The 26,142-nt window shown below is 38.3% G+C and carries 19 protein-coding genes, 2 tRNA genes and 3 pseudogenes; 10 read left to right on the top strand and 14 right to left on the bottom strand.

Going from position 1 to position 26,142, the window contains the following annotated elements:
• Nucleotides 1–38: 38 nt before the first annotated feature.
• From E4N78_RS07710 to ligA, 5 genes are all read right to left on the bottom strand, one after another.
• Nucleotides 39–488 carry a YkgJ family cysteine cluster protein gene (locus E4N78_RS07710; protein ID WP_255809985.1) on the bottom strand — a complete coding sequence of 150 codons (450 nt, stop codon included), beginning with the start codon at nt 486–488 and terminating at the stop codon, nt 39–41.
• A gap of 76 nt (nt 489–564) precedes the next feature.
• Nucleotides 565–646: transfer RNA gene (locus E4N78_RS07715), tRNA-Tyr, on the bottom strand.
• A gap of 6 nt (nt 647–652) precedes the next feature.
• A tRNA-Thr gene (locus E4N78_RS07720) sits at nt 653–727 on the bottom strand.
• A gap of 109 nt (nt 728–836) precedes the next feature.
• The gene (locus E4N78_RS07725) at nt 837–1,445 is read right to left on the bottom strand and encodes a hypothetical protein (protein WP_255809986.1); all 609 of its coding nucleotides are present in this window, start codon (nt 1,443–1,445) and stop codon (nt 837–839) included.
• A 2-nt stretch (nt 1,446–1,447) separates the two neighbouring features.
• The gene (gene ligA, locus E4N78_RS07730) at nt 1,448–3,385 is read right to left on the bottom strand and encodes an NAD-dependent DNA ligase LigA (protein ID WP_255809987.1); all 1,938 of its coding nucleotides are present in this window, start codon (nt 3,383–3,385) and stop codon (nt 1,448–1,450) included.
• 186 nt (nt 3,386–3,571) lie between these two features.
• Here ligA and E4N78_RS07735 point away from each other — a divergent pair, with 186 nt between their 5' ends.
• Nucleotides 3,572–4,321: an SIMPL domain-containing protein gene (locus tag E4N78_RS07735; protein ID WP_255809988.1), complete on the top strand. Its 750-nt coding sequence runs from the start codon at nt 3,572–3,574 to the stop codon at nt 4,319–4,321.
• A gap of 582 nt (nt 4,322–4,903) precedes the next feature.
• Nucleotides 4,904–5,374 (top strand): annotated as a pseudogene (locus tag E4N78_RS07740) (Rpn family recombination-promoting nuclease/putative transposase); the annotation flags it as partial.
• Nucleotides 5,375–5,579: 205 nt separating this feature from the next.
• Here E4N78_RS07740 and E4N78_RS07745 read toward each other — a convergent pair.
• Nucleotides 5,580–6,071, bottom strand: a complete 492-nt coding sequence (locus E4N78_RS07745) for a hypothetical protein (RefSeq protein ID WP_255809989.1) — start codon at nt 6,069–6,071, stop codon at nt 5,580–5,582.
• A 126-nt stretch (nt 6,072–6,197) separates the two neighbouring features.
• Between E4N78_RS07745 and aspS the strand changes: the two are divergent.
• The 4 genes and pseudogenes from aspS to E4N78_RS07765 all read left to right on the top strand — a co-directional run bounded on the left by aspS (nt 6,198) and on the right by E4N78_RS07765 (nt 12,253).
• Nucleotides 6,198–7,961 (top strand): annotated as a pseudogene (gene aspS, locus E4N78_RS07750) (aspartate--tRNA ligase).
• Between the two features lie 7 nt (nt 7,962–7,968).
• Entirely contained in the window at nt 7,969–9,051 is a 1,083-nt protein-coding gene (trpS, locus tag E4N78_RS07755) for a tryptophan--tRNA ligase (RefSeq protein WP_255809990.1), read from the top strand.
• Between the two features lie 85 nt (nt 9,052–9,136).
• Nucleotides 9,137–11,674, top strand: coding sequence for a helicase-related protein (locus E4N78_RS07760; protein WP_255809991.1), 2,538 nt, complete (start codon nt 9,137–9,139; stop codon nt 11,672–11,674).
• A gap of 48 nt (nt 11,675–11,722) precedes the next feature.
• Nucleotides 11,723–12,253 (top strand): putative signal transducing protein, encoded by a 531-nt coding sequence (locus E4N78_RS07765; RefSeq protein WP_002679344.1) that lies wholly within the window; start codon nt 11,723–11,725, stop codon nt 12,251–12,253.
• Nucleotides 12,254–12,273: 20 nt separating this feature from the next.
• Here the strand turns inward: E4N78_RS07765 and E4N78_RS07770 are convergent, their stop codons facing one another.
• The 4 genes from E4N78_RS07770 to E4N78_RS07785 form a co-directional block, all read right to left on the bottom strand.
• Entirely contained in the window at nt 12,274–13,938 is a 1,665-nt protein-coding gene (locus E4N78_RS07770) for a tetratricopeptide repeat protein (protein ID WP_255809992.1), read from the bottom strand.
• Between the two features lie 11 nt (nt 13,939–13,949).
• A complete protein-coding gene (gene nusB, locus E4N78_RS07775) occupies nt 13,950–14,360 on the bottom strand; it encodes a transcription antitermination factor NusB (protein WP_255809993.1) in 411 nt (136 codons plus the stop codon).
• Nucleotides 14,361–14,374: 14 nt separating this feature from the next.
• Nucleotides 14,375–15,451, bottom strand: a complete 1,077-nt coding sequence (locus tag E4N78_RS07780; RefSeq protein ID WP_255809994.1) for an MOSP complex formation periplasmic protein, TDE1658 family — start codon at nt 15,449–15,451, stop codon at nt 14,375–14,377.
• A gap of 98 nt (nt 15,452–15,549) precedes the next feature.
• Nucleotides 15,550–17,352 (bottom strand): alanine--tRNA ligase, encoded by a 1,803-nt coding sequence (locus tag E4N78_RS07785; RefSeq protein WP_255809995.1) that lies wholly within the window; start codon nt 17,350–17,352, stop codon nt 15,550–15,552.
• A gap of 75 nt (nt 17,353–17,427) precedes the next feature.
• Here E4N78_RS07785 and E4N78_RS07790 point away from each other — a divergent pair.
• From E4N78_RS07790 to E4N78_RS07800, 3 genes and pseudogenes are all read left to right on the top strand, one after another.
• Nucleotides 17,428–17,700: pseudogene (locus E4N78_RS07790) on the top strand (uracil-DNA glycosylase family protein); the annotation flags it as partial.
• A 310-nt stretch (nt 17,701–18,010) separates the two neighbouring features.
• Nucleotides 18,011–19,072, top strand: a complete 1,062-nt coding sequence (locus tag E4N78_RS07795) for a uracil phosphoribosyltransferase (protein ID WP_255809998.1) — start codon at nt 18,011–18,013, stop codon at nt 19,070–19,072.
• Nucleotides 19,073–19,086: 14 nt separating this feature from the next.
• Nucleotides 19,087–19,725, top strand: a complete 639-nt coding sequence (locus E4N78_RS07800; RefSeq protein WP_255810000.1) for a tetratricopeptide repeat protein — start codon at nt 19,087–19,089, stop codon at nt 19,723–19,725.
• A gap of 5 nt (nt 19,726–19,730) precedes the next feature.
• On the opposite strand, the gene E4N78_RS07805 is transcribed toward E4N78_RS07800, so the two are convergent.
• From E4N78_RS07805 to E4N78_RS07820, 4 genes are all read right to left on the bottom strand, one after another.
• Nucleotides 19,731–20,717 carry an SPOR domain-containing protein gene (locus E4N78_RS07805; protein ID WP_255810001.1) on the bottom strand — a complete coding sequence of 329 codons (987 nt, stop codon included), beginning with the start codon at nt 20,715–20,717 and terminating at the stop codon, nt 19,731–19,733.
• Nucleotides 20,718–20,737: 20 nt separating this feature from the next.
• Complete coding sequence (locus E4N78_RS07810) at nt 20,738–21,091, bottom strand: hypothetical protein (protein WP_255810003.1); 354 nt, start codon at nt 21,089–21,091, stop codon at nt 20,738–20,740.
• Nucleotides 21,092–21,191: 100 nt separating this feature from the next.
• Nucleotides 21,192–22,991 carry a [FeFe] hydrogenase, group A gene (locus E4N78_RS07815; RefSeq protein ID WP_255810004.1) on the bottom strand — a complete coding sequence of 600 codons (1,800 nt, stop codon included), beginning with the start codon at nt 22,989–22,991 and terminating at the stop codon, nt 21,192–21,194.
• The gene (locus E4N78_RS07820; RefSeq protein ID WP_255810005.1) at nt 22,985–24,814 is read right to left on the bottom strand and encodes an NAD(P)-binding protein; all 1,830 of its coding nucleotides are present in this window, start codon (nt 24,812–24,814) and stop codon (nt 22,985–22,987) included. The genes E4N78_RS07815 and E4N78_RS07820 overlap by 7 nt, the downstream gene beginning before the upstream one ends.
• Nucleotides 24,815–25,054: 240 nt before the next feature.
• On the opposite strand from E4N78_RS07820, the gene E4N78_RS07825 reads away from it, so the two are divergent.
• Nucleotides 25,055–25,915: a flagellin N-terminal helical domain-containing protein gene (locus E4N78_RS07825; protein WP_255810006.1), complete on the top strand. Its 861-nt coding sequence runs from the start codon at nt 25,055–25,057 to the stop codon at nt 25,913–25,915.
• Nucleotides 25,916–26,142: the final 227 nt, after the last annotated feature.

Consider the following 26,142-nt stretch of genomic DNA (forward strand, 5'->3'; position numbering starts at 1 on the left):
AATACCTCAAAAAGCTCCTTAGATTAATCCTCATTTCTTCAAGATTCTGTTTTACGTCTTATACAAGACTCATTTTTACGCCTTGTAAGAATCTCTTCAATCTTTTTTGCAGAATAAAATTCACCCTTCCCCATACCGGGACAATATTGGGCATTTATATCCCACATATCCTTTGAACTTAAAATCGAATTCCAAAACGGAAAATCCGAGCATTGACGAGGTCTGGCAGTATAAGCCTTACAACCCTGATCCCAAAGTATACAGTCATAATTGGATTTTTCTTTTAAGGACAGGTACTCAAAACCGTCCTCCTTAGGAATCCAGCGGCAATACACTTTTATAAATTCATCTTTCGACATAGAAATCCATTCCAGTAATCTCGAAAGGTCATGTTCGGACAAAAACACAAATCCCGGATCGAATCGGCAACAGGCCGAACACCTTGTGCATGAAAAATTTAAACCGTCTTTCCAGAATTTATTATCCATATAGTTAATAGTATAAAACAAAAAAGGGATTGTTTCAAGCTCTTTTTTATCAAAAGATTTAAAACAATCCCTAAAATGGGGAGTCAAGGATTCGGACCTTGGAAGGCATAGCCAACAGATTTACAGTCTGCCCCCTTTGACCGCTCGGGAAACTCCCCATAAAAAGCCAACTTAGGGATTCGAACCCTAGACCCCGAGATTACAAATCACGTGCTCTGGACCAGCTGAGCTAAGTTGGCATAGACAACAAGAGCAAGTTTACTCGATATGCCGGATTTTGTCAAGAGGTTTTACCCGAAATTTCAGATAATTTTCCTTAATTTTGGGGTATTATAAAAACCGCTATTTTTAAAGGCAGCCCTTTATAAATTTTATTTCTCCATCAGAGCCGGCATATAAAAGATATTCCGTATCAGGCTTAAAATTATGTAAACTTATGGTTTTTATCTTTGCATAAGAAAAAACTTTTAAAAGATAGGGAGAAAAAACTGCATATCCGTAAAGGCTTTTTATAAGTTCTTTTTCTTCATTCGAAAAAAAAGAATAATCATAAATCGCAGGATAGCCCTTTCGGTTATAATAATCGAAAAGTTTTAGACCGGTACCGTATTTAGACTCATTCGAAAAAAGCCGGTAAGGAAATACTATTGAACCCGATTCAAAAGTAAAAACTATACATTCAAGATTAAGCTCCCATCCATGCCAAGCTCTTTCGTAACTGTTTATAAGATTTCCGTTAGGTGTAAAAAAAGAAATAACGGCGCTTACCGTTTCGGCATTTTGTCCGAATGTTTTTATCACTGTTCCCGTATTATAAATACTTAAATTTGTTTTAGACAGTTTTTGTTTGATAGAACCTAATTTATAATTATAAAAGTCCGTCAGTCCAAAGATTAAAAAAAACCAAAGAGAAACGGATAAAAAAATAATTAAAACTCTTTTTTTTCTCTTTAACAAGGCTAGACCTTCCCAATAAGATTTAAAAAAGCCTCTTCGGTTATGATGGCTGTTCCCAATTCTTGGGCTTTTTTGGTTTTAGATGAACCAGAATCGGGTGTATTGGTTACAAGATAACTTAAACCCTTTACAACGGAAGATTTTACAGTTCCGCCTTTTTCTTTTACCAAGGCTTCAGCTTGAGCCCTCTTCATCTTGTTAAGTTCCCCTGTAAAACAAAAACTCATCCCCTTTAAAACAGCCCCCTCTTCCGATGTAAGAGGAGGTTTAATTTTTATATACCCCTTATCTATCAATCCTCTCATCTCATCTTTTAAGATCGAAAGGTTTGTTACTAAGGTATGGGATAGAACCTGCCCGAACTGATAAACATTTGCAAAGTCGGCTTCCGAGGCTGCAAGGATTTTATCCAAATCATCAAAACCCGCTTCTTCAAGCTTTTCGACCATTGTTTCGCCGATTCCTTCAATATCGAAGCCTGCAATAAATTCGGTTAAGCTTATTTCTTTTTTGGAATGAAGAGCCTTATAAACCTTTTCTGCAGAGAGCTTTCCCATGCGGTCTATAGCTGCCAGTTCTTCGACAGTGAGGGTATATAAATCGGTGATTGAATTAACCCGTCCCATCTCAAAAAGCCTTTTTATAAGGGTTATCCCGAAATCCCTTATATCGAGAACGCTTATCCATTTTTCTATTCGGTGATGAATAAGTTTGGGGCAGCTCATGTTGGGGCAATAAAGCCTTGAACCCTCATTGCTAAGAGGTGTGCCGCATACGGAACAGGTATCTGGATATTCTATTTCTTTAACATTAGGAGGATTTTCTGCAAGAGCTTCTATCTTGGGGATTATCTCCCCCCTCTTGGTTACCACTACCCTGCTTCCGATTTTTAAGTTTAGAGCCTTGATTATGTTAGGGTTTGCAAGGCTTGCTCTTTTTACCGTAGTGCCTGCAAGGCGTACAGGCTCGATAAGGGCTATGGGGGTATAGGTAGCCCCCGACTCGCTCCATTCGATTTCTTTTAGGACGGTAACCGCTTCTTCCAAGCTGAACTTAAAGGCTATCTGTTTTTCTGGGCGGGCTCTTTTCATGTCCTCGGGATCGATTGTATCGTTTTTGATTACAAGGCCGTCTATGTCATAGTCCAATGAAGGGCGGATATCCATAACATGAGCCCTATATTCTATTACTTCATCAATGCTTTTACAGTATTTTACTTCAACGCAATTAAAGCCCGCTTCTTTAAGCCAGACGAGTTTTTCGGACTCGGTTTTAAAGGGGGCATCTCCCGTAAAAGGGCGGCCTATACTTCCTTGAACGGCATCATAGGCAAAAAGATTTATATGTTCGCACAATTCTCCGTTCTTTTTTTTCATAAGCCCGTTGGCGGCATTTCGGCAATTAGCCTTATCCTTAAAGTATTTTTTGTGAATGGAACGGAGCATTATAACCTCGCACCTTATTCCCCCTGAAAAGGGTTTAGCCCCATCGGCAGGCCCTGCATTTACAGTAATATCTTTTATCAGCCCTTTCATTTTAAGTACATTATCGGTTATATCGTCCCCGATTTTTCCGTCGCCTCTGGTAACAGCTCGCACAAAATGGCCTTCTTCATACTGAAGCTCAAGACTTGCTCCGTCCATTTTATATTGAACTATGTATTCTTTAAAGGGCATCTTTAAGGCCCAAGCTTCAAATGAAGGCGGATCGGCAGCCTTTTCCTGACTTCCCATAGGAATAATATGTTCCGACTTTGCAAACCCATCTGTAGATTCCGGCGGAACCGTAAAAAAAAGTTTATTTTGAGGATCCAGTGCTTTTAATTCATCCCAAAGAGCATCGAATTCCGCATCCGAAATTTCAGGCTGGGCATTATAATAAAGGTCTTGATGTTTTTTTATAGTCTTTTCAAGGTCTAAAACTTTTTTTTCTTTTGCCATAATTTTTCTCCAAGGATAACCTTGTCAATCCTTTTTGATTTTATCAAAAAAAATTAAAATTGACAATTAGCTTTTGACGATTTAAAAAACAGTAACCTTAAATACGAATCCTTTGTTATTTTTAGTGTACTTTAATAAAGGGCTTTTTTGCCTTTTTGTAAGTGCTTGATTTTTTTGGAGGCTTTTATGAAAGATTCTATTATTAAGGGCATAAAACTTATCGGCGTTTTATGTATCGGTTTTGTTTTATTTGGAGCATGCAGTCCTCAAGCAAGCGAAAAGCGTTTTATAAGCGTTACAGGACGTTCCTCTATTTCAAAATCTCCTGATCAGGTTTCAATTTCGTTTTCGGTTTTTTCTAAGGATAGGGACTTATCCGCAGCAAAAAAGAAAAATGATGCGGCAATTTTAAAATTAAAGGAACTTTTTGAAAAATATAAAATCGAACAAAAAAATATAAGTATTGAACGCGTAAATATTAACCCTAGATCCAGATATAGAGACAACGGTGATGAATATTTTGACAGCTATGAGGTGGTACAAAACATAGCCGTTCTTCTTACAAAGATTGAAGATTACGAAGTCTTTTTAACCGACCTTTTAAATACGGGGGTCGATAGAATCTACAATGTAGGCTTTTCGGTTGCCGATATGAGAAAACTAATGGATGAGGCAAGGGCTGAGGCCGTAAAAGCAGCTGAAGAAAAAGCTCTCCTTCTTTGTAAGGCAGCCCCCAACGGCGGAAAACCTCTTTCTTTAGGAAAAATAATCAGCATAAGCGAGGAACCTACAGGTATGTTCCAACGAAACTATTATAATTATGCTGCCCAAAATATGAAAGAAGCCGCCGATTATGAGGCAGCAGGAGGAAATTTTTCTCCCATGGGACAGATTGAAGTTTCTGCGGAAATAAGTGTTGTCTTTGAATTGGAGTAGTTATATAGTACAACCAGCGAAGCTTCGAGGTCTACAGCCAGCGAAGCTTCAAGGCCTACAGCCAGCGGAGCTTCGAGGCTAAGCCTGCTCTGAACGGCTAGTCCTTCTTCCCCTAATAAATTATAACTTTTCTATTTCTTCTTTGCTTAGCCCAGTTCCTTCAGCTATTTTTTCGATATCAATACCCATTCTCTCGATATCCTCAGGCGGAATGTTCAATATACATTCCAGCAAGTTCTGAAGAATATCTTTGTTTTCCTATAAAAAATAAGCGCAAGGATTTTCAAATCCTGAGCATTATTTTTTAGACACTTTTGTAATGAAATGAAAAAGTTCTTAAAATATCAAAAGTTTTGCCTATGGCAAAACTTTAAGTTCAATACAAGCAACGCTTATTTTAGGAGCTTGTATTGAACCTTCTTCCACTCCTAAGACTCGTTTAAAAGCGTAGTCATTGCGGTTTGCAATAGATAGTAAAAATTTTAAAAAGAATTAAATTTTATTGATAATTTAACCGCCAAGATACAAATACCGCAAAGGACTTTTTTAATGGCATTGACTACAAAAATATTTTTCTAATTTACTATCTTGAATAAGGGGAATTTCTATAACAATTTAAATGACAGCTTTATAATTTTTATCTGTACCTTTGATGCAATAGGCAAAAATAAGCCAATTTATACCTTTGAAAATCTTTGTATAGAGGATAAAAACACCCCTTTACAAGACGGTTCACGAAAGGTTATAATAAATGCAGATGCCTTTAATAACGCTAAAAATAAAGCATTAAAAGGATTTTTAGAATACCTTAAAACAGGTAAAACAAAGAGTGAATTTACAAGGAGGATAGAAGAAGTGATACAAACAATAAAAGAAAACGAACAAGCAAGACAAGAATACAGGTTGATGTCTACTTTTGAGATGGACGCTAGGTATAAAGGGTTTTCTGAAGGCGTAAAACAAACCGCTAAACTTATGAAAAAACGAGGCTATCCAATTTCTGAAATTTTATTAATGACAGGTCTTTCCGAATCTGAAATAGAAAAACTGTAATTTAATCAAGGCTTTTTGCGGCATCAGCTATTTTTTGCCTTAAAAATATATTTCCAAAACTACCCTTTCGGAAAAAAGTATAGGTATAGGGATTTCAATTAAAAATTGGTCATATAAATCTAAGAAACTGTAATCAAGTTTTTCCTTATCATTTTTAAGAACTACCTTGCTGATATTTTTTATACAGGATTTACTTATCAATAATCTATATTTTCCTGTCCAACTTTTCCGTCAAAATTTTTGATAAGGCCTCGGTATCTATTTTCTCTTCAATAGTTATACTAAAGCCGTTTTGTAAAAGAAGAGATATTTTTCCGTTGTTCTCAGTTTTCCAAGAATGGATATTATCCCATGTCAAAAAGTCCCCGTAAATAATCCCGTTTTCGTAAACACCGGCTGCTTTTGAATACTTAGCCATTATATAAATAAGCATTAGTATACTTAAAAATAAACCGATTAAGCCTACAATTATATTTTTATTTATAGCACTATAAGAAAAAGTTATTGCAGGAAATGCAAAAAGCGCAAGGCTTAGATTTTGCTTTTTTGATATTTTCCCTTTAAAAGAAATCAATTTATTACCCATCGCTTTTGCTTTACCGGCTATGTGCTTTCCAAAAACTACAGGAATAAAATGAAAGACTATCAACAATATAAAAAATACAAGATATAAAATAATCAATATGTTTAAGTTCATTTACCTTCTCTCCAATATTTTCATAATAAACTAAACACAAAACTTTTACAAGAGTAAAAATCTTTATGATTTTTTCCCTCTTGCATAGCTTTTGTATTTTAACTATAATATTCAATTATGGAAAAAATGCAAAGAACCGTAACCTGCGGCGGCTTAAATAAGGATTTTGCAGGAAAAACTGTTGTTTTAAACGGCTGGATTCACCGAAAAAGGGATCACGGCGGTATTACTTTTTTAAATTTACGCGACCGTTACGGTTTGACTCAGGTGGTTGTGGACGATGATGCAAGCGAAGAATTAAAAGCTCTTGCTATAAGCCTCAAGCAGGAATTCTGTATTGCCGTTGAGGGGCTTGTAAGGCCGCGCCCCGATTCTATGATAAACAAGGAAATGGCAACGGGAGAAATCGAAGTTAAGGCCTTAAAGATTGAAGTGCTTTCAAAAAGCGAGGTGCTTCCTTTTCAGATTGACGAAAAAACAAATGCAAACGAAGATTTACGGCTTAAATACAGATATTTGGACTTGCGCTCAAAGGCTATGCAGGAACACATTATGTTGCGCTCCAAGTTTACCTTTGCTGTCCGCGAGTTTTTAACTTCAAAAGAATTTTTGGAAATTGAAACCCCGACCTTTATTAAGTCCACGCCGGAAGGAGCCCGCGACTATCTGGTTCCCTCCCGCCTTTACCCGGGAAAATTCTATGCCCTACCCCAATCTCCGCAGATTTATAAGCAGATTTTAATGGTATCGGGCTTTGATAAATATTTTCAGATTGCACGCTGCTACCGCGACGAGGATGCCCGAGGCGACAGACAGCCCGAGTTTACTCAAATCGACCTTGAAATGAGCTTTGCTTCCCGCGAAGATGTTTTAAGCTTAACCGAAGGGATGATGCAGTATGCTTTTAAAAAGAGCATAAATGTAGACCTTCCAAAAACCTTTGAACGCATAAGCTACGATGAAGCTATCGATGTCTACGGTACCGATAAGCCCGATCTCCGTTTTGAAATGAAGATGCAGGATGCAGCTTTTATGGCCGAAATCGGAAACTTTGCAGTTTTCAAAGATGCTATTTCTTCAGGCGGAGCCGTCAAGGCCTTGGTTGTAAAAGGACAGGCGGAAGCCTATAGCCGCAAAAAAATTGAAGAGCTTGAAGCCGCAGCCAAAATATACAAGGCTAAGGGCTTGGCTTGGATTAAGGTAACGGAAGCCGGTGCAAAGCTTGAAGGCGGTATTTCCAAATTCTTTGAAGGAAAGGAAGCGGAAATTTGCTCAAAACTCGGAGCCGAAAAAGGCGACTTAATTCTTTTTGTAGCCGATAAGTACAAGATTGCCTGTACGGCCTTGGGAGCCGTCAGAAGCAAGCTCGGAAAGGACTTAGGCCTTTTAAACCCTGCCGAATTTAAATTTGCTTGGATTGTGGACTTCCCCCTCTTTGAATGGAACGAGGAAGAAAACAAATGGGATCCGGCTCATCACATGTTCTCGGCTCCTCAAGAAAAATATATTGCAACAATGGAAGAAAACCCAGAACCCGTAAAAGGCGATCTTTACGACCTGGTCTTAAACGGATATGAGGTAGCCTCCGGCTCCATAAGAATCCACAATCCCGAACTGCAAAAGCGTATCTTTAAGATTGTCGGCTTTGACGAAAGCGAAGCAGAAAAGAAGTTCGGCTTTTTAACGGAAGCCTTTAAATACGGTGCCCCGCCACACGGCGGCATTGCTCCGGGACTTGACCGCATAGTGATGATTATGGCAGGCGAAACCTCGATAAAAGAAGTAATCGCCTTCCCTTAAAATTCCTTTGCAGTAAGCCCCATGGACGACAGCCCCAGCGAAGTAGACCAAAAGCAGCTGGATGAACTCCATTTGGTTATTAAGGAATGAGGTTTAAATGAAAAACATTATTTTGACCGGGGATAGACCCACAGGAAAACTTCATATAGGGCACTATGTAGGCTCCTTAAAAAACAGAGTAGCCTTGCAGAATTCGGGCAAGTACGACGAAATTTATATTATGATTGCCGATGCGCAGGCTACAACCGACAATGCGGATAATCTTGAAAAAGTGCGTACAAGCGTTATCGAAGTGGCGTTGGATTATCTTGCCTGCGGAATAGACCCTCAAAAATCGACAATCCTCGTGCAGACTCAAATCCCTGAACTTTGCGAGCTTACCTTTTATTATATGAATCTCGTTACCCTGGCCCGTCTCGAACGGAACCCTACGGTAAAAAATGAGATTAAGCTTAGAGGCTTTAACACAGGTGCCAACGCCGGCGGAAACACTGGTATCCCTGTAGGGTTTTTAACCTACCCTATAAGTCAGGCAGCCGATATTACGGCCTTTTTGGCAAATACGGTTCCTGTAGGCGAAGACCAGATGCCGATGATTGAGCAAACGCGCGAGATAGTCCGCTCCTTTAATTCTCTTTACGGGGAAACCTTGGTAGAGCCCAAGGAGCTTTTGCCTGCAAACAAAACCTGCGGACGGCTTCCCGGAACCGACGGAAAGGCTAAAATGAGTAAGTCGCTCGGCAACTGTATTTATATTTCGGACAGCCCCGAAGAAATCAAAAAGAAGGTAATGGGAATGTTTACAGACCCGAATCACCTCCGTGTTGAAGATCCGGGGAAGGTTGAAGGGAATCCGGTATTTACTTATCTTGACGCCTTTGCCCGAAATGAGCACTTTCCTGAGTTTTGGAGCGATTATTTATGCTTGAATGAGGTTAAGGAGCATTACCAAAGAGGCGGCCTAGGCGATGTTAAAATTAAAAAATTCTTAAACAATATTTTACAGGAAGAACTTAGGCCCATCAGGGAAAGAAGAGAAGCCTTTCAAAAAGACCTCCCTTCCGTTTATCAAATCCTGATTGAAGGCACCAAAAAAGCAAGGGAAAAAGCCGCAGCTACAACTCATTCAGTACGCTCTGCAATGAAAATAAACTATTTTGAGGGAATGATAAAAGATTGATATTTTTTAAATTAAACTTAAGAAATTTTATAGTAAATTTATCATACTTGAAGCCTCCTACAAAATAAGCTATAATACTCAATATATGAAATATAAAAATCTACCGGTATACGAACAAAAAGACAGAATATTGGAAATGCTTGAGCACAATCAGGTAATCGTTGTAGAAAGCCCTACGGGTTCAGGCAAGACTACCCAGCTGCCGGTTATTTTACATGAAGCAGGCTACAGCCGTTCAGGTATGATAGGCGTTACCCAGCCGAGGCGTATTGCAGCCCTTTCGGTGAGCGAATTTATTTCAAAACAGCTTAAAGAGCCGATGCCCGGCCTTGTCGGATATAAGATGAGGTTTGAAGATAAGACTTCAAGCGATACGAAAATAAAAATAATGACCGACGGCATTCTTTTACAGGAACTAAAACTTGATCCATGGCTCAGCAAGTACTCCGTAATCTTGGTCGATGAAGCTCATGAGCGTAGCTTAAACATAGACTTTATCTTGGGACTTTTAAAACGGATAATAACGGAGCGCAAGGATTTTAAGGTTATAATTTCGTCGGCCACAATAAATACAGATCTATTTTCGATGTACTTTGACGGATGCCCCGTAATCAAAATAGATGCCATCACCTACCCCGTTACCCTGATCTTTGACCCCCCCGCGGTTAAGGCTTCTACCGATACCCAAGAAGCGGAAACGGCCTTGATGGACAAGATAGCCTCGATTGTAGGCCGCATTTTAAGTGAAGGACGGAGCGGTGCCATTCTGGTTTTTCTTCCGGGGGAAAGAGCTATCAAGGACTGCATTGAAAGACTTTCAAAAGAACCGTGGTACAGGAAACTTTTTATTCTCCCCCTCTACGGCCGTTTAAGCAAAGAAGAACAAGAAAGAGTTTTTAAATCCCCGCCATTCGGAAAAAAGAAGATTGTTATATCGACAAACATAGCGGAAACATCCATAACGATAAATGACATTGCTGCCGTTATAGACTCGGGGCTTGCAAAACTTAACTTTTATAATCCTTTTACCTTTACCTCAAGTTTGGATGAAACCCTCATATCTAAGGCCTCATGTAATCAAAGACGGGGCAGAGCCGGAAGAACTCAGGAAGGCGTATGCTACCGCCTTTACACCCGCAAGGACTTTGAAACAAGGCAGCTTTATACCCTCGAAGAAATCTACCGTACAGACCTATCCGAGGTTGTTATGCGTATGGCGGAACTGGGAATTCTAGACTTTGAAAATTTCGACTTTATTTCGCCTCCGGGTAAAAAAGGCATAATAGGAGCCATAGACACCCTAAACATGCTAGATGCCCTAGAAAGCGACCGCTCTTTAAGCAGCATAGGAAAAATGATGTGTCTTTTCCCTTTAGCTCCAAGGCAATCCCGAATCATAGTTGAAGCAATTACAAGATACCCCGACCTTGTAGAAGAGGTTTTAATCGCTGCGGCCTTTTTATCGGCACGGAGCCCCGTCATCTTTCCTGAAGGCGAAGAAATTGAAGCCCGCAAGGCTCACGCCCTTTTTGATGAACCCCTCGGAGATTTTGCCTCATTCTTAAAGGTTTTTAGAATGTACTCTCAAGCCCTCGATAAAGAAAGGTTTTGTAAAATTCACTATCTAGATGACAGGGTAATGGCCGAAATAGCCAACATAAAAGAACAGCTTGAACTCATAGTTTCGGATATGGGAGTACCGATTCTTTCGGGCGGAAAAATGGAACACTACCTTACGGCTATAGCCAAGGGAATGATTCAGTTTGTATGCTCGGCTCAGGGAAGGGACTCTTACCGCTCCCTCACAACAGAAAAGATTTTTATCCACCCCGGCTCCTGCATGTACAAGGAAAAAGAACAGTTTATAGTTGCAGGCGAAATAGTCAGAACTTCGCGCATGTATGCCATGTCGGTTTCTCCTCTTTCAAAAAAGATAATTGAAGAGGTTGCCCCTGCCCTTTTAGAAAGGAAGGATAAAAGGTCAAAAAAAGAAAAAGACGAACACAGGGCAGAACAAAAAGAAGAAAAGAAAAAGCCGGAAGAAGAAAGCGTTCTTATCGAAGGAACTCGCTATCTTATCAAAAAAATAAAGGGCAAAAAACACCTTATTCTTCCTTGGAAAGAATTTAAAATTACGGCCGAGACTCTCCGCAAAAAATACAGTGAAGAAAATCAAAACGGAGCCTTGGAGCAATTAAAGGGCTTGCGGGGAAAAATAGAAATCAATAAGAGCGAACTCCTCTCAGGCGAAAAGATGGACTTAATTTTAAATGTGGTAAATAATTTTAATATTGAACAGATAGAAAAAACCGAAGATGAAAAGCACTTTGACAAAAATAAAAATTATTTTATTGAAGAAGATTTGGAAGCCCTTGTAAATTCCTTAAACCTCTTATTTAGAACTACAATAGCAAAAAAGACTACAAAGCAGCTGGGTTTTATAACCCTCTTTTGTGACGGAACAGGACATTTTTGGTTTAAAACTTCAAGAGGTTTTCATACGGCCTTACACGAAAGCCTCGTATCCCTCCAAAGCCTGATTGACCTTGCAGGAGAAAATTTTAACGAAGACCAAAAAATAATAGTCCGCAATATCTACGGAAAAATGAATAAGATGATTTAATGAAACCCTCTAAAAACTGAGGTTTTTTGAGGCCTGATTGGAGGTTTTATGTGGTGGTTAGTTGCTGTTTTGAGCGGTATTTTTGTGTTTTTATTTTTAAAAAAATCGTGGAAAGAGAATTCGGAAGGGGTTAAATTAAACGACGGAACTGCTGCAGAAGATGAAGCCTTAGATGATGTAGTTGAAATGGAAGATGCTTTTTTTGAAGCTGTCCAATCGGGAAAAAAGGCTGTCAAATTTATGCACTTGTTCTATCAAGAAGACTTAATGATGATAAAATCATTATTTCAAAGTGAACATATTCCATACCGTGTTGAAAACGAACATGTAGCTTCGGTTCTTGTAGGATACGGAGTTACAGGCTTTAACCATACCGACTTTTATATTCTTCGTGAAGATTATGATGATGCATTTAAAATCGTAAAAGAATATGCAGAAAACAAGCGTTTATCCGGAAAGGTTTCAGGAATGGCGGATAAAATGGGGGCTGTAATTACCGTTTTATTTGCATCAAGTTTTATACCCGATAAACATGAAACCTCAGGGATAGTGGTTTTTAAACTTGAAGAAGAAGATTAATCTTTCAAACTCGAAAAAGATTAATTAAGCTCTTTTAATTTTTTTAAGAGAGATGCCGCCTGATAGTTTTTAGGATTTAATTCCAAGGCATAACCTAAGACGCTCATAGCCCTGTCATAGGCCTTTCTTTCATAAAAGATTGAAGCAATCTCATAGTGCAGCATACTTTGTCTTTTTTTATCCTTGGTCATAGATGCTGCAAAGCTGTATGAATTAACGGCTGCTTCCGTGTTACCGGACATATAATACATATAGGCAGCATTTACAGTTGATGCATAAGCATAGGCCGGAACTTGAGCTGAAACGGCGAAGTATGAAACAGCCTTTTCAAAATCACCGCTCATAGCTGAGGCCAGTCCCGAATAAAAAGAATCTTCAGGCCTTTTTTCTATATCGGCAATACTAAAACAAGCGTTAAAATCACCGGACTTAGCAAAATACCATTTTGCATATTCACGAATAATCGGTTCTTTTCCATACTTTTCAATAATTTTCCACATGTCCGCCTTTCCCCGAGCCTGTGAAGAAGGGCTTTTGTCTTTTATCTGATGATATCTGAATTCTTCTAAAATAAATTTCGGATCAAAATTTGTAAAGCTCATAGCTCTTTTTAACAAATCTTCCGGTGCATAAGTCATTTTAGGGGAAGAAAAATATGTCTCTTCCATTTTGAGTGAATAAAACCCCTTAGATTCAAGGTAAGCCGTTATCTCGTCTTGATTATCAAATTCTCTCATAGCAAGAGCTTCTCTAACATATCTGGCAATTACAGGATAAAAATTAGGGTATAAGTCTATACATTCTATCAAAAGATCTACACGCTCTTTTTCATCAGGGGCCGTTAATGCCAAATCATAAAATACTATGGGAGAGGATTCGGGACTTCTGTCGGCCGCAGCCTGCCAAAAGGCTCTAGCCCTCTCCGTATCACCTTGACCGAAGGCTGCATCGGCAGCAAGCATAAGATGAAGCCGTGCATTTTCAGCCGTTTTACCCTCGCCGCCGTCTTTATCCGCATAAACAAGGGAAAAATATAAATCGCCGAAAATAGGCTCAAAAACACCTAAATCATAAGCAATACAGCTCCAAAAAAAAGGACTTTCCGGAGCTTTATCTTGAGAAATTTCGTAGCGTAAATTATAAGCATCCCTTAAACGCCCTGCAGAAGCCAATGAAATAGCGGCATTTTTTAAAAAGACCTGATTTTCGGTTTTTTTGTATGCAGCTTTTAAGAGAGAAAAATCCGAATTAAAAGCGTTTAATGCAATGTCCGACAATATTGAAGCCTCGGCTCCCAAGGAAGCATATGGAGTACCTTTTAAAAGTTCACAATAAGGAAGAGCATCAGCATAACGGCCGGCGTCTATGAGAATTGAAATTAATAAGGCCGGAAGTTCATTAGAAGCGGGAGAATTCTTTATACCGTTTTGCAAGCAGTTTATAGCATCCGGAATTGAATCCAATCTTAACTGTCTTTTTACAATACTTATATAGTTTGATGAAGTAACAGCTTTTTTTTGAAGACGCCTTAGGCTTTTTAAGGCCTTTGTAGACTGTCCTTTAATTATATAAGAATCAACCTTTAAAAGCTCATCAGAAAAAGTCTGCTCATTTGTTTTTACTGAACAAGAAAAGACTAAAAAAATTAAAAAAATAACTTGTATAACTATTTTGTATTGCTTCATCTTAATGAATTTTATGATTTATTTTTAATGCTGTCAAGTACCGCATTAACGAATTTATAAGAATCATCGGTTCCAAAATCTTTAGCCAGATTGATAGCTTCATCTATTACTATCGGGGCCGGAGTATCTTTCTGATATAAAAGAGAATATACACTCAAGCGTAAAATAGCTTTGTCTACAGAATTAAGCCTTTCAATGACCCAGTTATCCAGATTTTCCGCAATTTTCTTATCTATTTCGGAGATATTTTCTATCGTTCCTAAAACCATCATCTTAGGAAAAATATAATCATGCAAACCGGGCGCTGATCCGTCTGTCTGCCAAGAAAAAGTCAATAAATCATCAAGGACGGCCCCGCCCATATCCCAAGCAACAAGAGCTTGAAAAGCGAGAATCCGTCCTCTGCGTCTTCCTATACTCATTTAAGATTTATCAATTACCATGAAAGGAGAGCATCAAGATCTGCATCCTTTTTTAGAATTTTACAATTATCATCGGTGCGCAGCTCATTAATCAATTCTTGATTGACTATTTGAATTGCCCTTTGCTGACCTTGTGCTACTAATTGGTTTTTTATAACTTCATATACTGTAATAGTTTGAGAAGGATCTATAACATCACTGAGTCCTAAAATTTTTACAGGATGTTTTTCAGCTATTAAAAAAAACTGACGGTTATCAGGCATATCCGTAATATCTGAAACGAAATTTACATCTTTTTCAAAAATCTGTAATAAAGCTTCATGTTGAAGACCTAAGGCTTGTGCTCCCAATTCGTTTTTTAAAGCATATCTTGATTGAACATTATACCCTTCTTTTTTTGCATTTTTTTCAATTTCAGCTAAGGCCTTAACATTTTTTTTCAATTTGGCATTTAATTCATTGATTTTTTTAGTTTCGGCAGCATCATTACCATCTTTTTTAATGCTAATTAAAACAAGCTTAATCATATCAGGACGTAAAAATTGCTGTACATTTAAGTCATAAACCTTTCTTATATCCGAATCTTGAGGTGTAGCAAGTTTTTGAATTTCAGCGGATTTTTTTGACCAAACATATTTTTCAATTAAAAGCTGCTCTCTTAACATCTTTTTTGCTTCACTTACATTCATTCCTGTATTTTCTTTTGTAAATTCGTCTAAGGATTTATTATATTCTTGTTTTATTTTTTTTGCAAATTCGGCTTCAGTTATTTGTACACCCAAATTTTGGCTTATTACCTGTGAAAAATAATCATCTACCTCAGAATTCATAACTTTCACACCTTCTTTTTCTGCAGCTTGTAACAAAATAGTTCTGTTCATCAAAGCTGTTAAGACACTTTTACGGTCTTCAATACTTGTTTTTTGCTTAGTTTCAAGCTCTAAACTTGCGACTTGCTTTTTAAGCTGGCCAAGGGTAATAGGTTCTTTTTTAAAAAGATTAACCTGTGCAATAACCTGTAAATCATTTTGGGCAGACAAAAGGCCCAAAAAACCAACTAACATAACTGCAATAAAAATATTCTTTTTCATTTTATCCTCATCTATTATCCCATATGGGGATGATTATTTTAAAGAAGGCAAAGCCGAAGTTTTGCCTTATTAACAAATTGCTCGGCAATAAGTTACATTTAATGTTCAAGTACAGCCCTTATACGCCTGACTCCTGAAGAAGAAGACTGTTCCTTTTTTATCACAAAATTTCCCAAAACACCTGTTCTTTCAACATGGGGGCCTCCACAAACTTCGGTAGAAAAATCTCCTATTTTGTATACCTTAACAATATCCTCATATTTTTCGCCGAAAAGAGCCATCGCACCTATTTTTTTTGCTTCTGCTAAAGGCATAACTTCCATAGTTACGGGCAAATCGGCCTTGATAGCCTCATTTACAAGCCTTTCAACCTCTTTTTTTTCGGCATCCGTCATTGGCTCGGGATGAGAAAAGTCAAAACGAAGCCTTTCAGCCGTTATATTCGAACCTTTTTGCTGAACATGATCACCTAAAACCATTCTTAAAGCCTTGTGCAAAAGATGGGTTGCCGTATGATAGGCCGTCGTCTGCTCCGAATGGTCGGCAAGGCCTCCCTTAAATACCTGTTCGCTTCCGGCTCTGGATAGCTCCTGATGCTTTTTAAAAGCCTCATCAAATTCTTCCCTGTTTACGGTTAAGCCCGATTCGGAGGCAAGTTCTTCCGTTAATTCGATAGGAAAGCCGTAGGTATCATAGAGTTTAAAGGCCATTCTTCCCGGAATAATCTTTTTAGGATTTTTTAAAAGGTTCGGAAGCATTTTTTCGAATTCGGCCTCGCCTTTTTTTAAGGTTTCAAGGAATTTATCTTCTTCGGCCTTAAGTTCCGTTAAAATAAGAGTTTCATTTTCCTTTAGTTCGGTATAAAAGCCGGCATTTTGAGCGATAACGGCAGAAGCCGGAACGGATAAAAAGTTGCCGTCTATGCCGAGTTTTTTGCCGTGCCTTACAGCCCGCCTGATAAGCCTTCTTAAAACATAGCCTGCTCCAATATTTGACGGAAGCGTAGTTTTGGGGTCTCCCAAAATAAAACAGGCTGTTCGGACATGGTCGGCTATAATTCTGATAGAGGTATCGGTTTTTTCGTTATCGCCGTATTTTACGCCGCTTATGTCTTCGATAGATTTAATAATTGAGGTAAAGGCCTCGGTATTATAAACGGAAGGCTTTCCTTGAAGCATGGCGACTGTTCGTTCGACCCCCATTCCCGTATCTACGCATTTTCTTTTTAAGGGAGAATATGAGCCGTCCATGTTTTTATGATATTGCATAAAAACATTGTTCCATATTTCTACATATTTACCGCAGTTACAGCCTGGGCGGCAATTTGAACCGCAGGCAGGTTTTCCCGTATCTATAAAAATTTCGGTATCGGGACCGCATGGGCCTGTTTCACCGGCAGGACCCCACCAGTTATCTTCTTTGGGTAAAAAGAAAATTCTATCTTTAGAAACACCAAGACTTTCCCAAATAGAAGCGGATTCATCATCACGTGGAGCGTCTTCATTTCCTTCAAAGACCGTAAAGGAAAGTTTATCGATAGGAATACCTAAATATTTTTCATCGGTTAAAAATTCGAAGCTATAGGCGATTGATTCTTTTTTAAAATAATCTCCCAAAGACCAGTTTCCAAGCATTTCAAAAAAGGTCAGGTGCGAAGCATCCCCTACATCATCTATATCGCCCGTGCGCACACATTTTTGCACATCGGTTAAACGGGTTCCCGCAGGATGAGGCTCCCCCATTAAATAAGGGACAAGCGGGTGCATGCCGGCAGTTGTAAATAAAACCGTCGGGTCATTTTCAGGGATAAGAGACCTCCCCGAAATTTCCACATGTCCCTTGCTTTTAAAAAAGTCTATATATTTTGAACGCAGTTCATCAATCGTAATATTTTTATTCATAGGGAAGCATTTTAAGGAATAAAACAGAAATTGTCAATTACCTTTTGATGATTTTCAGGGCACCCGCATCACAAAAAAGGTATTGATACAATTGTACTTACTTCCAAAGACATGTACACACAATTTTTTAAGAAATATTATGTAAAAACTGACGATGCTATTTTAAAACAAGATAAAAACAAGGAACCAGAAACTCATGAAGAACAAGGTAAAAAAATAAATATCTATTATTATACTTTTAAAGGAAGGCCAATCCGTGTTGTTCCATTGCACAGCCCTGCAAGAAAAAATGTATCAATAGATATAAAAAAAGCACTATATAAATATATACTTAACGATACTAAGTAATCTTACCCCGCTAAAAATCGGACATGGATGTCCGATTTTTAGCGTCAATTTAAGAATGTATTATTAAAACACCATTAAAAAATTCTTTGCGCTCTTTGTATCTTTGCGGTTAAATAAAAAAATGGTACTTGAATTTTTACCGATTTTCTTTTATACTTCTCTGATTTTAACTAAGGAGATGTGATAAACAGTTCGGCAGAAATTCAGCCTCACTGTTTATCGATATTGTATGCAGTTTGTAAACAAACTGCGTGAAAAAACTCTTTTCGGAAGCTGAGGCTTCCTGCAAAAAGTTTTTCTGGGAGTAGATATGGGTAAGGTAATTATGGGGGCAGAAGCTCTTGACGGGTATTTAACTGAGGACGATCTAAGGCATCTTAACGAAATGAATGTTCTTTATCAGGAAGCTATTGAAAATTTTACTGTTTTAGAAAAGGAAAACGGCGAAAAAAAGGAAAAGGCCAAGGATGAGATTATAAGGCTTTATACCGAGATGGGGCATCTTATGCAAAATATATGCAAGGAAATACCTCAACTTAAAGTTTTCTCTTTTGATACCGAACATGAAAATCATGCCGAGGCTTCAAGAGTTATTGCAAAACTCCGCTCTATAAAAACCGAACACAGCGAATTCTTATACTATACCCAGCGTTCCTTTGAAATGCTTTTTAAGCTTGCTTATAAGGGACACCAAAAAGACAAGAAAAACTATCTTGTAGTAAAAACTCCGGTAAAGGTTCCAGTTCAAAACTATGCCGTTCACAAGATAACCGACATTGACCATAAAATTGAAAATACTGTTATGTGTGTTATGTTGAGAGGAGCCCTCCTCCCATCTATGATTCTTTCAAAAGAAATCGAAGAGTATTCTTCGCACGGCTATGTAACTCCCTTTGCCCTCTTTAAGATTAAAAGAGATGATTCCCGCAAGGAAGACGATATGCAGTACATCCTTGATTTGGATAAGTCTTATTTTAACCTAAAAGATTTGGACGGAAAGGACCTTATCTTTGCCGACCCTATGAATGCTACCGGAGGAAGCCTCGTAACCGTTGTAAAACACCTAAAAAAACTGGGCGTAAAGCCGAAATCGATAAGTTGTTTTCATGTAATTTCTGCCTTGAAGGGTGCTCTGAGAATTGTGCGTGCTTTGGATAACTGTACCCTATACACACTTTGGATGGACCCTGCCCTAAATGCTTCGGCCTATATCATGCCGGGCCTCGGCGATGCAGGAGACAGGATAAATGGAACCGATACCGATGAAACACCCCGAAACATTATTCAGCTCCTTGCAGACTACGGCTCAAATATTGCGGGGCTCTACCGCTCTCAGCTGCGGCAGATAGAAAAAACAGTTTTAGGAAACTAGAGGATTTTAAAAAAATGAGGAAAAATATTTTTATAGTTTTTTTTGGAGTCTTGTTTTTTCTTTGTTTTACAAAAACCTTTGCAAAGGGAGCTGTTGAAGAGGACCTTGCAGGAGAGTATTTTTCAATTGCTCAAGGCTATGCAGAGATAAAAAACTACCCAAAGGCTGCAGATTATTATCTTAAAGCCGAAAAATCTGAAAAATATAAAAATGCAGCTCAATATAATTTGGCACAAGTTTATGCTCTTCAAAATGAATGGGAAAATTGCCTAAAATATATTGAACCTCTCTATAAAAAAGCTCCCGAAAACATAAAACTATCTACAGCCTATGCCTATGCTCTGGTTTCATCCGGAAAAGAAGAAAAAGCCCTTTTAATTTATGAAAAGATTTATTTAGAAGATAAAGAAACTCCCGAATATTTATTTAACTATGTTAGAATTTTAATTCTAGTAAAAAAATACGAAAAAGCAAAAGAACTTCTTCATAAATCCAAAGAAAAATTTACACAAGATGACGACAAAAAAACTATTAGTGAACTTGAAAAAGAAATAGAAAAACTTTTAAATCCGCCTGAAATTAAAAAAGAAGATAAAAAAACAGAAAAAAAAGATTCAACGCAAGATGATAAAGAGCCTAAAGAAGAAAAGTAAGAAACTTAATCAAAAACAGGAACCGCTTCATATCCCTCGCTTTTTAGGCGTGTAATTAAGTTTCCTTTGCCGTCATCCTTTACTAAAACCGAAAAAAAAGCATCCTCTCCGCGTTCCTCTTTTTTTATTGTTACCGTAAAACCCTTCTTTTTAAGCTCATCTGCAAGGCCTCTTGCAAAATTTTCGGTTTTAAAAAAACCGGTTTGATAAAATTTTGCAGCCGGCTCTTCATTATTTTGAGCTAAGGTTTCACCTTGACTTAATGAGACGGATTCGGAAGCTGAATCTGCAAGAGATTCTTTAAATTCCCTATTTTGAGGCATTAAATACCAAAATGTTTTAGGGCTTAAAAAAGCCTCACCTCGGACAACAGACGCCTCAATACTGTTAGGGAATTTTTTTATGAGGGTGTTCTCAGCCTTCTTATCCCCATCTACCCACCAAAGAGTTAAAAGCATGGCAGGATGAAATTCTGAGAATTTTGAATCGGTAACATATTTTTTTATATTTTCAAGAGAAGCCTTTTCATCCGATTTTAATTTAAGCCATTCAAAAAGAACAAGAATTTTTATGTCTTCTTTAGAAAATGGAGCTTCAATGAGAGGCAGCAAGCGGTTCCGGCAAAGCTCGGATGACTCGCTTATGTTATCGGCTAAAAGATATGCACCAAGAGCCTTGGTTAAAAGAGTCTTTCTTCCCGGCTCGGGAGAAAGTTCCGCAGCTTCAAGATAGTGTCTTCCGGCTCGTAAAAATAAATCGAACCTTTCTTCATAGTCGGCCAAAACGGATAGAGCTATAATTTTTTCTTCATTTGAAGAAATCTTTTTTATTTCTGCTTCAATAAACGAAGATGCCTCAAAAGGAGTTTTTTTTGTAAAACCGTTTTTGATAATCTTTTGAATATTTTGAGGCAAGGAATTTTGAGCAGTCAGGCTATCTAAAAAAAAGAGAGTCAATAAAAAAAATAATATTTTTTTTATATTAAATTCCATAAGCCCTTTTATCTCTTATCTCATTTGATCTCAGAATTATTTTCAGGAATTGAAGCTTTAGATTCTTTTTTACGCTTAAACCATGATTTTTTAGGCTTTTTCAAGTCCACAGTATCTATTCCGACACCATCACTTGCCGTAAATGTCTCTTTTTTTTCATTTGTAGGTTTATTTTTTTTCCTTTTACCTCCAAAGAAAAAAGGAATTGTTAAGATAAGCCCGATTAAAAACGAAAAAATATTGCTTACATAAACGGGTATATTTTCAAATGTATAAAAAATCAAAGAAACATCGCAAGAATGCTTCATGTTAAAGCCTGCAAATAAGCCTAAAAATAATACTATCAACAAAAAATAAATCAGTTTCCAGTTCATATAGTTCCTTCTTTTGAGCATTGAAAATGCTCAAAAGAATAGTATACATAAAATAAAAAAAAGAACAACAGGGAAAAAACAGCTTTCTTAATCACTTATTCTACGGTATCTTTATGACTGTATTTTTACTTATAACATAGCCTTTTCTATCCCGTTTAGGACTTCTAGGCATTTCCCATAAAAAATGATCCGTATGCAAAAGACTGTGAGCTTTGTGACTGTTCGGCTTTTCAAAGAATTTATTGTATAAATTCTTTATATCCTTATTTTCATGTGAATATCTAAGCTTTAAGTTTTTATCGATAAAGTATAAATTTTGCCCTCGTTCAAAAGCCAATTCATAGCCGTCATGTATGGGCTGTCCTCCGCCTCCTACACAGCCGCCGGGACAAGCCATAATTTCTACAAAATCATAATGTTTTTCACCTGCTTCGATAGAATCAATGAGCCGCCGGGTGTTGGCAAGCCCGCTGGCCACGGCAATACACAAATTATTTTCTTTTAGTGTAAAAGAGGCTTCAATAATTCCAGACACTTCTTGTGAGGAATTCCTTACAACCTTAAAAGCATCCGGCGGACAATTTTCTCCCATTATTGCATAATAGGCTGTACGCAGGGCAGCTTCCATAACACCGCCTGTAGCTCCAAAAATAATTCCCGCACCTGAAACATCATGGAAAAGTTGATCCGGTTCTGCTTCTTTAAGGGTTTCGGGGAGAATATGAGCAGACTTAATCATCCTTACAAATTCCCTCGTAGTCAAAACACAGTCCATATCATGTCCTGCATACTCACCATAGAATAATTCCATGTTAATCTCGCCTTTTTTTGCAACACAGGGCATAATTGCAACGGAAAAAATATCCTCAGGTTTTTTACCAAGTGTCTCAGCAAAGTACGACTTCATAACAGCTCCGAACATCTGCATAGGAGACTTTGCCGACGATAAATGAGAAACCAAATGAGGATATTGGCTTTTTATAAAACGAACCCATCCCGGACAACAGGAGGTAAACATTGGTTTATCTTTTAGCTCTCCCTTAGAAAAACGCTCAAGGAATTCATAAGCTTCTTCCATTATGGTTAGGTCGGCAGAAAAACTTGTATCAAAAACATAGTCGGCCCCCATTCTTTTTAGGGCATCGAATATTTTGTTGACGGAAGCGTCTTTTAGATCAAGGCCGATGTGTTCTCCCCAAGCAGTACGGATTGCAGGAGCCACTTGTACAACAACCACTTTATTAGGATCGGCAACTGCCCTCCAGAATTTTTCCGTGTCATCTCTTTCCCGCAAGGCACCCACAGGACAATGGGTAATACACTGACCGCATAAAGAGCAGTCAGCTTCGGCTATAGTCCTTGAGCCTGAAACATTTATTGTAGTTCTGGCTCCTGTTCCTTCCAATTCCCAGATATTAAGACCTTGAACCTTGTCACAAACCTGAATACATCGCATACATTTAATACATTTTTTTGAATCCCGTATAAGAGGAAAATTCTTATCCCATGGCTGATGTTCAAGCTGTTCTTCATATAATATATCTTGAATATTAAGATCGTTTGCAAGGGTTTGTAAGGCACAGTTTCCGCTTCTTACACAGGTTGCACACTTACAGTCATGTTGAGACAAAATCATCTGAACTGTTCTTCTTCTATCAAGCCTAACCTTAGGGCTGTTGGTATATACAACCATTCCTTCTTCAACAGAATTATTACAGGAAGTTATAAGTTTTTCCTTACCTTCCACTTCGACAACACATACGCGGCATGCTGCAATTTCATTAATTCCTTTTAAGAAACAAAGCCTAGGAATAGGAATGCCTACCTGCTCCGCAGCTTCCATAATTGTCATGTCTTTATCAACATTTATTCTTATATTGTCTATTGTTAAATTTACCATAATCTTTCACGCCCTCCCTTAAATATTCCAAAGCCGAAGTGATCACATTTAAGACAACGGTTCGATTCCTGACAAGCCTCTTTTTTACTCATACAGAATTCAACCCCTTCAAAGTCTTTAATTCTTTCAGAGGCTTCTCTTTCGCCAAGTTCTACCCTTCCGCAGGCAAGGCGGTCATCTATGTTAGGTATGGGAATTTCTACATCACAGCTTATAGTGTGGCTGTAGCCTAAATATTCATCTATATTTGCAGCCATAACCTTTCCGGCGGCAATAGCTTTTATAACTGTAGAAGGTCCTGAAGCACAGTCTCCGCCAGAGAATAAACCGGGCATTCCTCTGAAACTTGCGCTGGGCATCGTAAAAAGCTTACCTCTATCAATCGGTACGCCTGAAGCTTCATAATGCTTAGTCTCAATATCCTGTCCTATTGCAACAACAAGCACTTCACACGGAATAAAAATATCCGGTTCCCCTGTAGATACAACTGAAGCACGGCCGTCCTTTATTTTAGAGATCATCTGGGGAGTAACCCAAACGCCTGCCAGTTTTCCATTCTTTACTTCAAGTTTTGAAGGAGCTTTTAGGGTCATCATTTCTACACCTTCTGCTAAAGCTCCTTCAATTTCTGCAGGGAGAGCCGTCATATCGGCTATACGTCTTCTATAAAGGCAGGTAACTTTTTCCGATTTAAGGCGTACAGCTGTGCGTACGGCATCCATAGCAACGTTTCCGCCCCCTATTATTGCAGTTTTTTTACCTTTCAGATCCATTTTTTTATCCATTCCTACATCTCTAAGGAATTGAACGGCAGAGATAACGCCTTCGGCATCTTCTCCTTCAAGGCCTAATTTTTTGTCTGTTGAGGCTCCTATTGCTATTATAGCAGCATCATTATTCTTGATCAGCTCGTTAAGATCTATATCAATTCCTATTTTTTTGCCGTAAACTACGTTAACCCCCGTTTCAAGGATTGCTTCTATATCTTCATCTAACCTATCTTTAGGCAGACGGTAGTTGGGTATTCCATAGCGGAGCATACCTCCTAATTTCGGCAGCATCTCATATACCGTTGTTTGATGCCCCATAAGCTGCAAATAATAAGCAGCCGTAAGCCCTGCAGGACCGCCTCCGACTATGGCTATTTTTTTCCCTGTAGATGCGGCACTTGGAGGAGGAGGAACTTTTCCGGCAAATTCTACAGCAACTCTTTTTAAACCGCGTATATTTATGGCACTATCTACCATATTTCTACGGCACCTATGTTCACAAGGATGTTCGCATATAAAAGCACATGTAGAAGGAAAAGGATTGTCTTTTCTTATTAAACGAACTGCATCGGCATACCTTTCATCTCTAACAAGAGCAATATAACCAGGTATATCCACATTTGCAGGACAAAGAGCAACACAGGGTACGGGTTGAGTTGTTATACAGCCGCATCTTCCGTTTTTTATATGTTCTTCAAAGTCATCACGGCAATAGATTATACTTTTATAAACCATATCTGCAGCTTCATAGCCCAGTGCGCAATCTGCAGTTTCCCTTATCGATTTTGCCGTCTCTTCAATAAGGGTAAGCGTTTCCATCGTGGAATTTCCGTTTAAAACGTCAGTCAAAATATGTTTTAACTGTAAAAGACCTACCCGGCAGGGAACACATTTTCCGCAAGTTTGGGCATGGCACATTTCAATAAAAGCTCGTGTTATGTAAACTGGACACAGTCCGGGCGGACTGGCTTCAATCCTATGCTGAAGATTTTTATATAGCTCTTCAATTATAATTTGAGACCTATTTTGTGAAAATATCTCAAGTCTACTCATTTGCATACTCCTTATGTAATATATATTAACCTAAGTTAAATCCACTTATACCTTTAAATTGTACAATATGTTTATTAAAATAGCAAGGATTTTATTTTAAATGTCACAAAAAATAAATATTTTTCAAAAAAATGCTAAAGTTTTAGATAAGCCCTGCCGAATATGGATAATGAGGGTTTTTTATCCTCAAAACAAAGCAAGGATGCTTTGTAAACACATTATTCCAGGGAGGAATATCTTATGATTATCAATCACAACATGAGTGCGATGTTCGCACAGAGAACGCAGGGTGTTACCAATGTACGCATCGGTAAAGACATCGAAAAACTTTCATCCGGTCTACGCATTAACCGTGCAGGCGATGACGCTTCCGGCCTTGCCGTTTCCGAGAAAATGAGAAGCCAGATTCGAGGTTTAAACCAAGCTTCTGCAAACGCTTCAAACGGCATTAACTTTATCCAAGTAACCGAAGCTTTCTTGCAGGAAACAACCGACATCATGCAGAGAATCAGAGAGCTGGCTGTTCAGTCTTCAAACGGTATCTACTCTGCCGAAGACAGAATGCAGATTCAGGTCGAAGTTTCTCAGCTGGTTGCCGAAGTTGACCGCATTGCAAGTTCAGCCCAATTTAACGGTATGAACATGCTTACGGGCCGCTTTGCACGCGAAACAGGTGAAAATGTTGTTACAGGTTCTATGTGGTTCCACATCGGTGCAAACATGGATCAGAGAATGCGTGTATACATTGGAACAATGTCGGCAGCAGCTCTCGGTATCCGAAATGTCGGTGATGAAAAAATCATGACTATCGAAACAGCCGATGCCGCAAACATGAGCATCGGAACAATCGATGAAGGTCTTAAAAAGATCAACAAGCAAAGAGCCGATCTTGGTGCATATCAGAACAGATTGGAGTTGACGGTTGTCGGTATTGATATCGCAGCTGAAAACCTCCAAGCTTCCGAGTCAAGAATCCGTGATGCAGATATGGCAAAACAAATGGTAGAATATACCAAGAACCAAATCTTGGCAAATACCGGTGTTGCAATGCTTGCTCAGGCTAATAACAATAGCCAGCTTGTAATGTCTCTTTTAAGGTAACAAATTTGTAAAATACTCTTGTATTTTTTTTATTATAAGAGTATAATGTGTTAAGCGTGCAGGGGCTTTCCCCTACACGCTTAAGTGATCTTTGAAAAAATGCCCTTGATGGGCGGCCCTTATGAAGCCCTGTACCGCAGTATTATTAGCAGTTTGAATAAAATTGTTAATAATACTGTGTTTATAATTTACATAAAAGGCGCAAAATTTTATGCAAAATTATAAAA

The organism is Treponema denticola, from assembly GCF_024400535.1.
Classification (GTDB): Bacteria; Spirochaetota; Spirochaetia; order Treponematales; family Treponemataceae; genus Treponema_B; species Treponema_B denticola_C.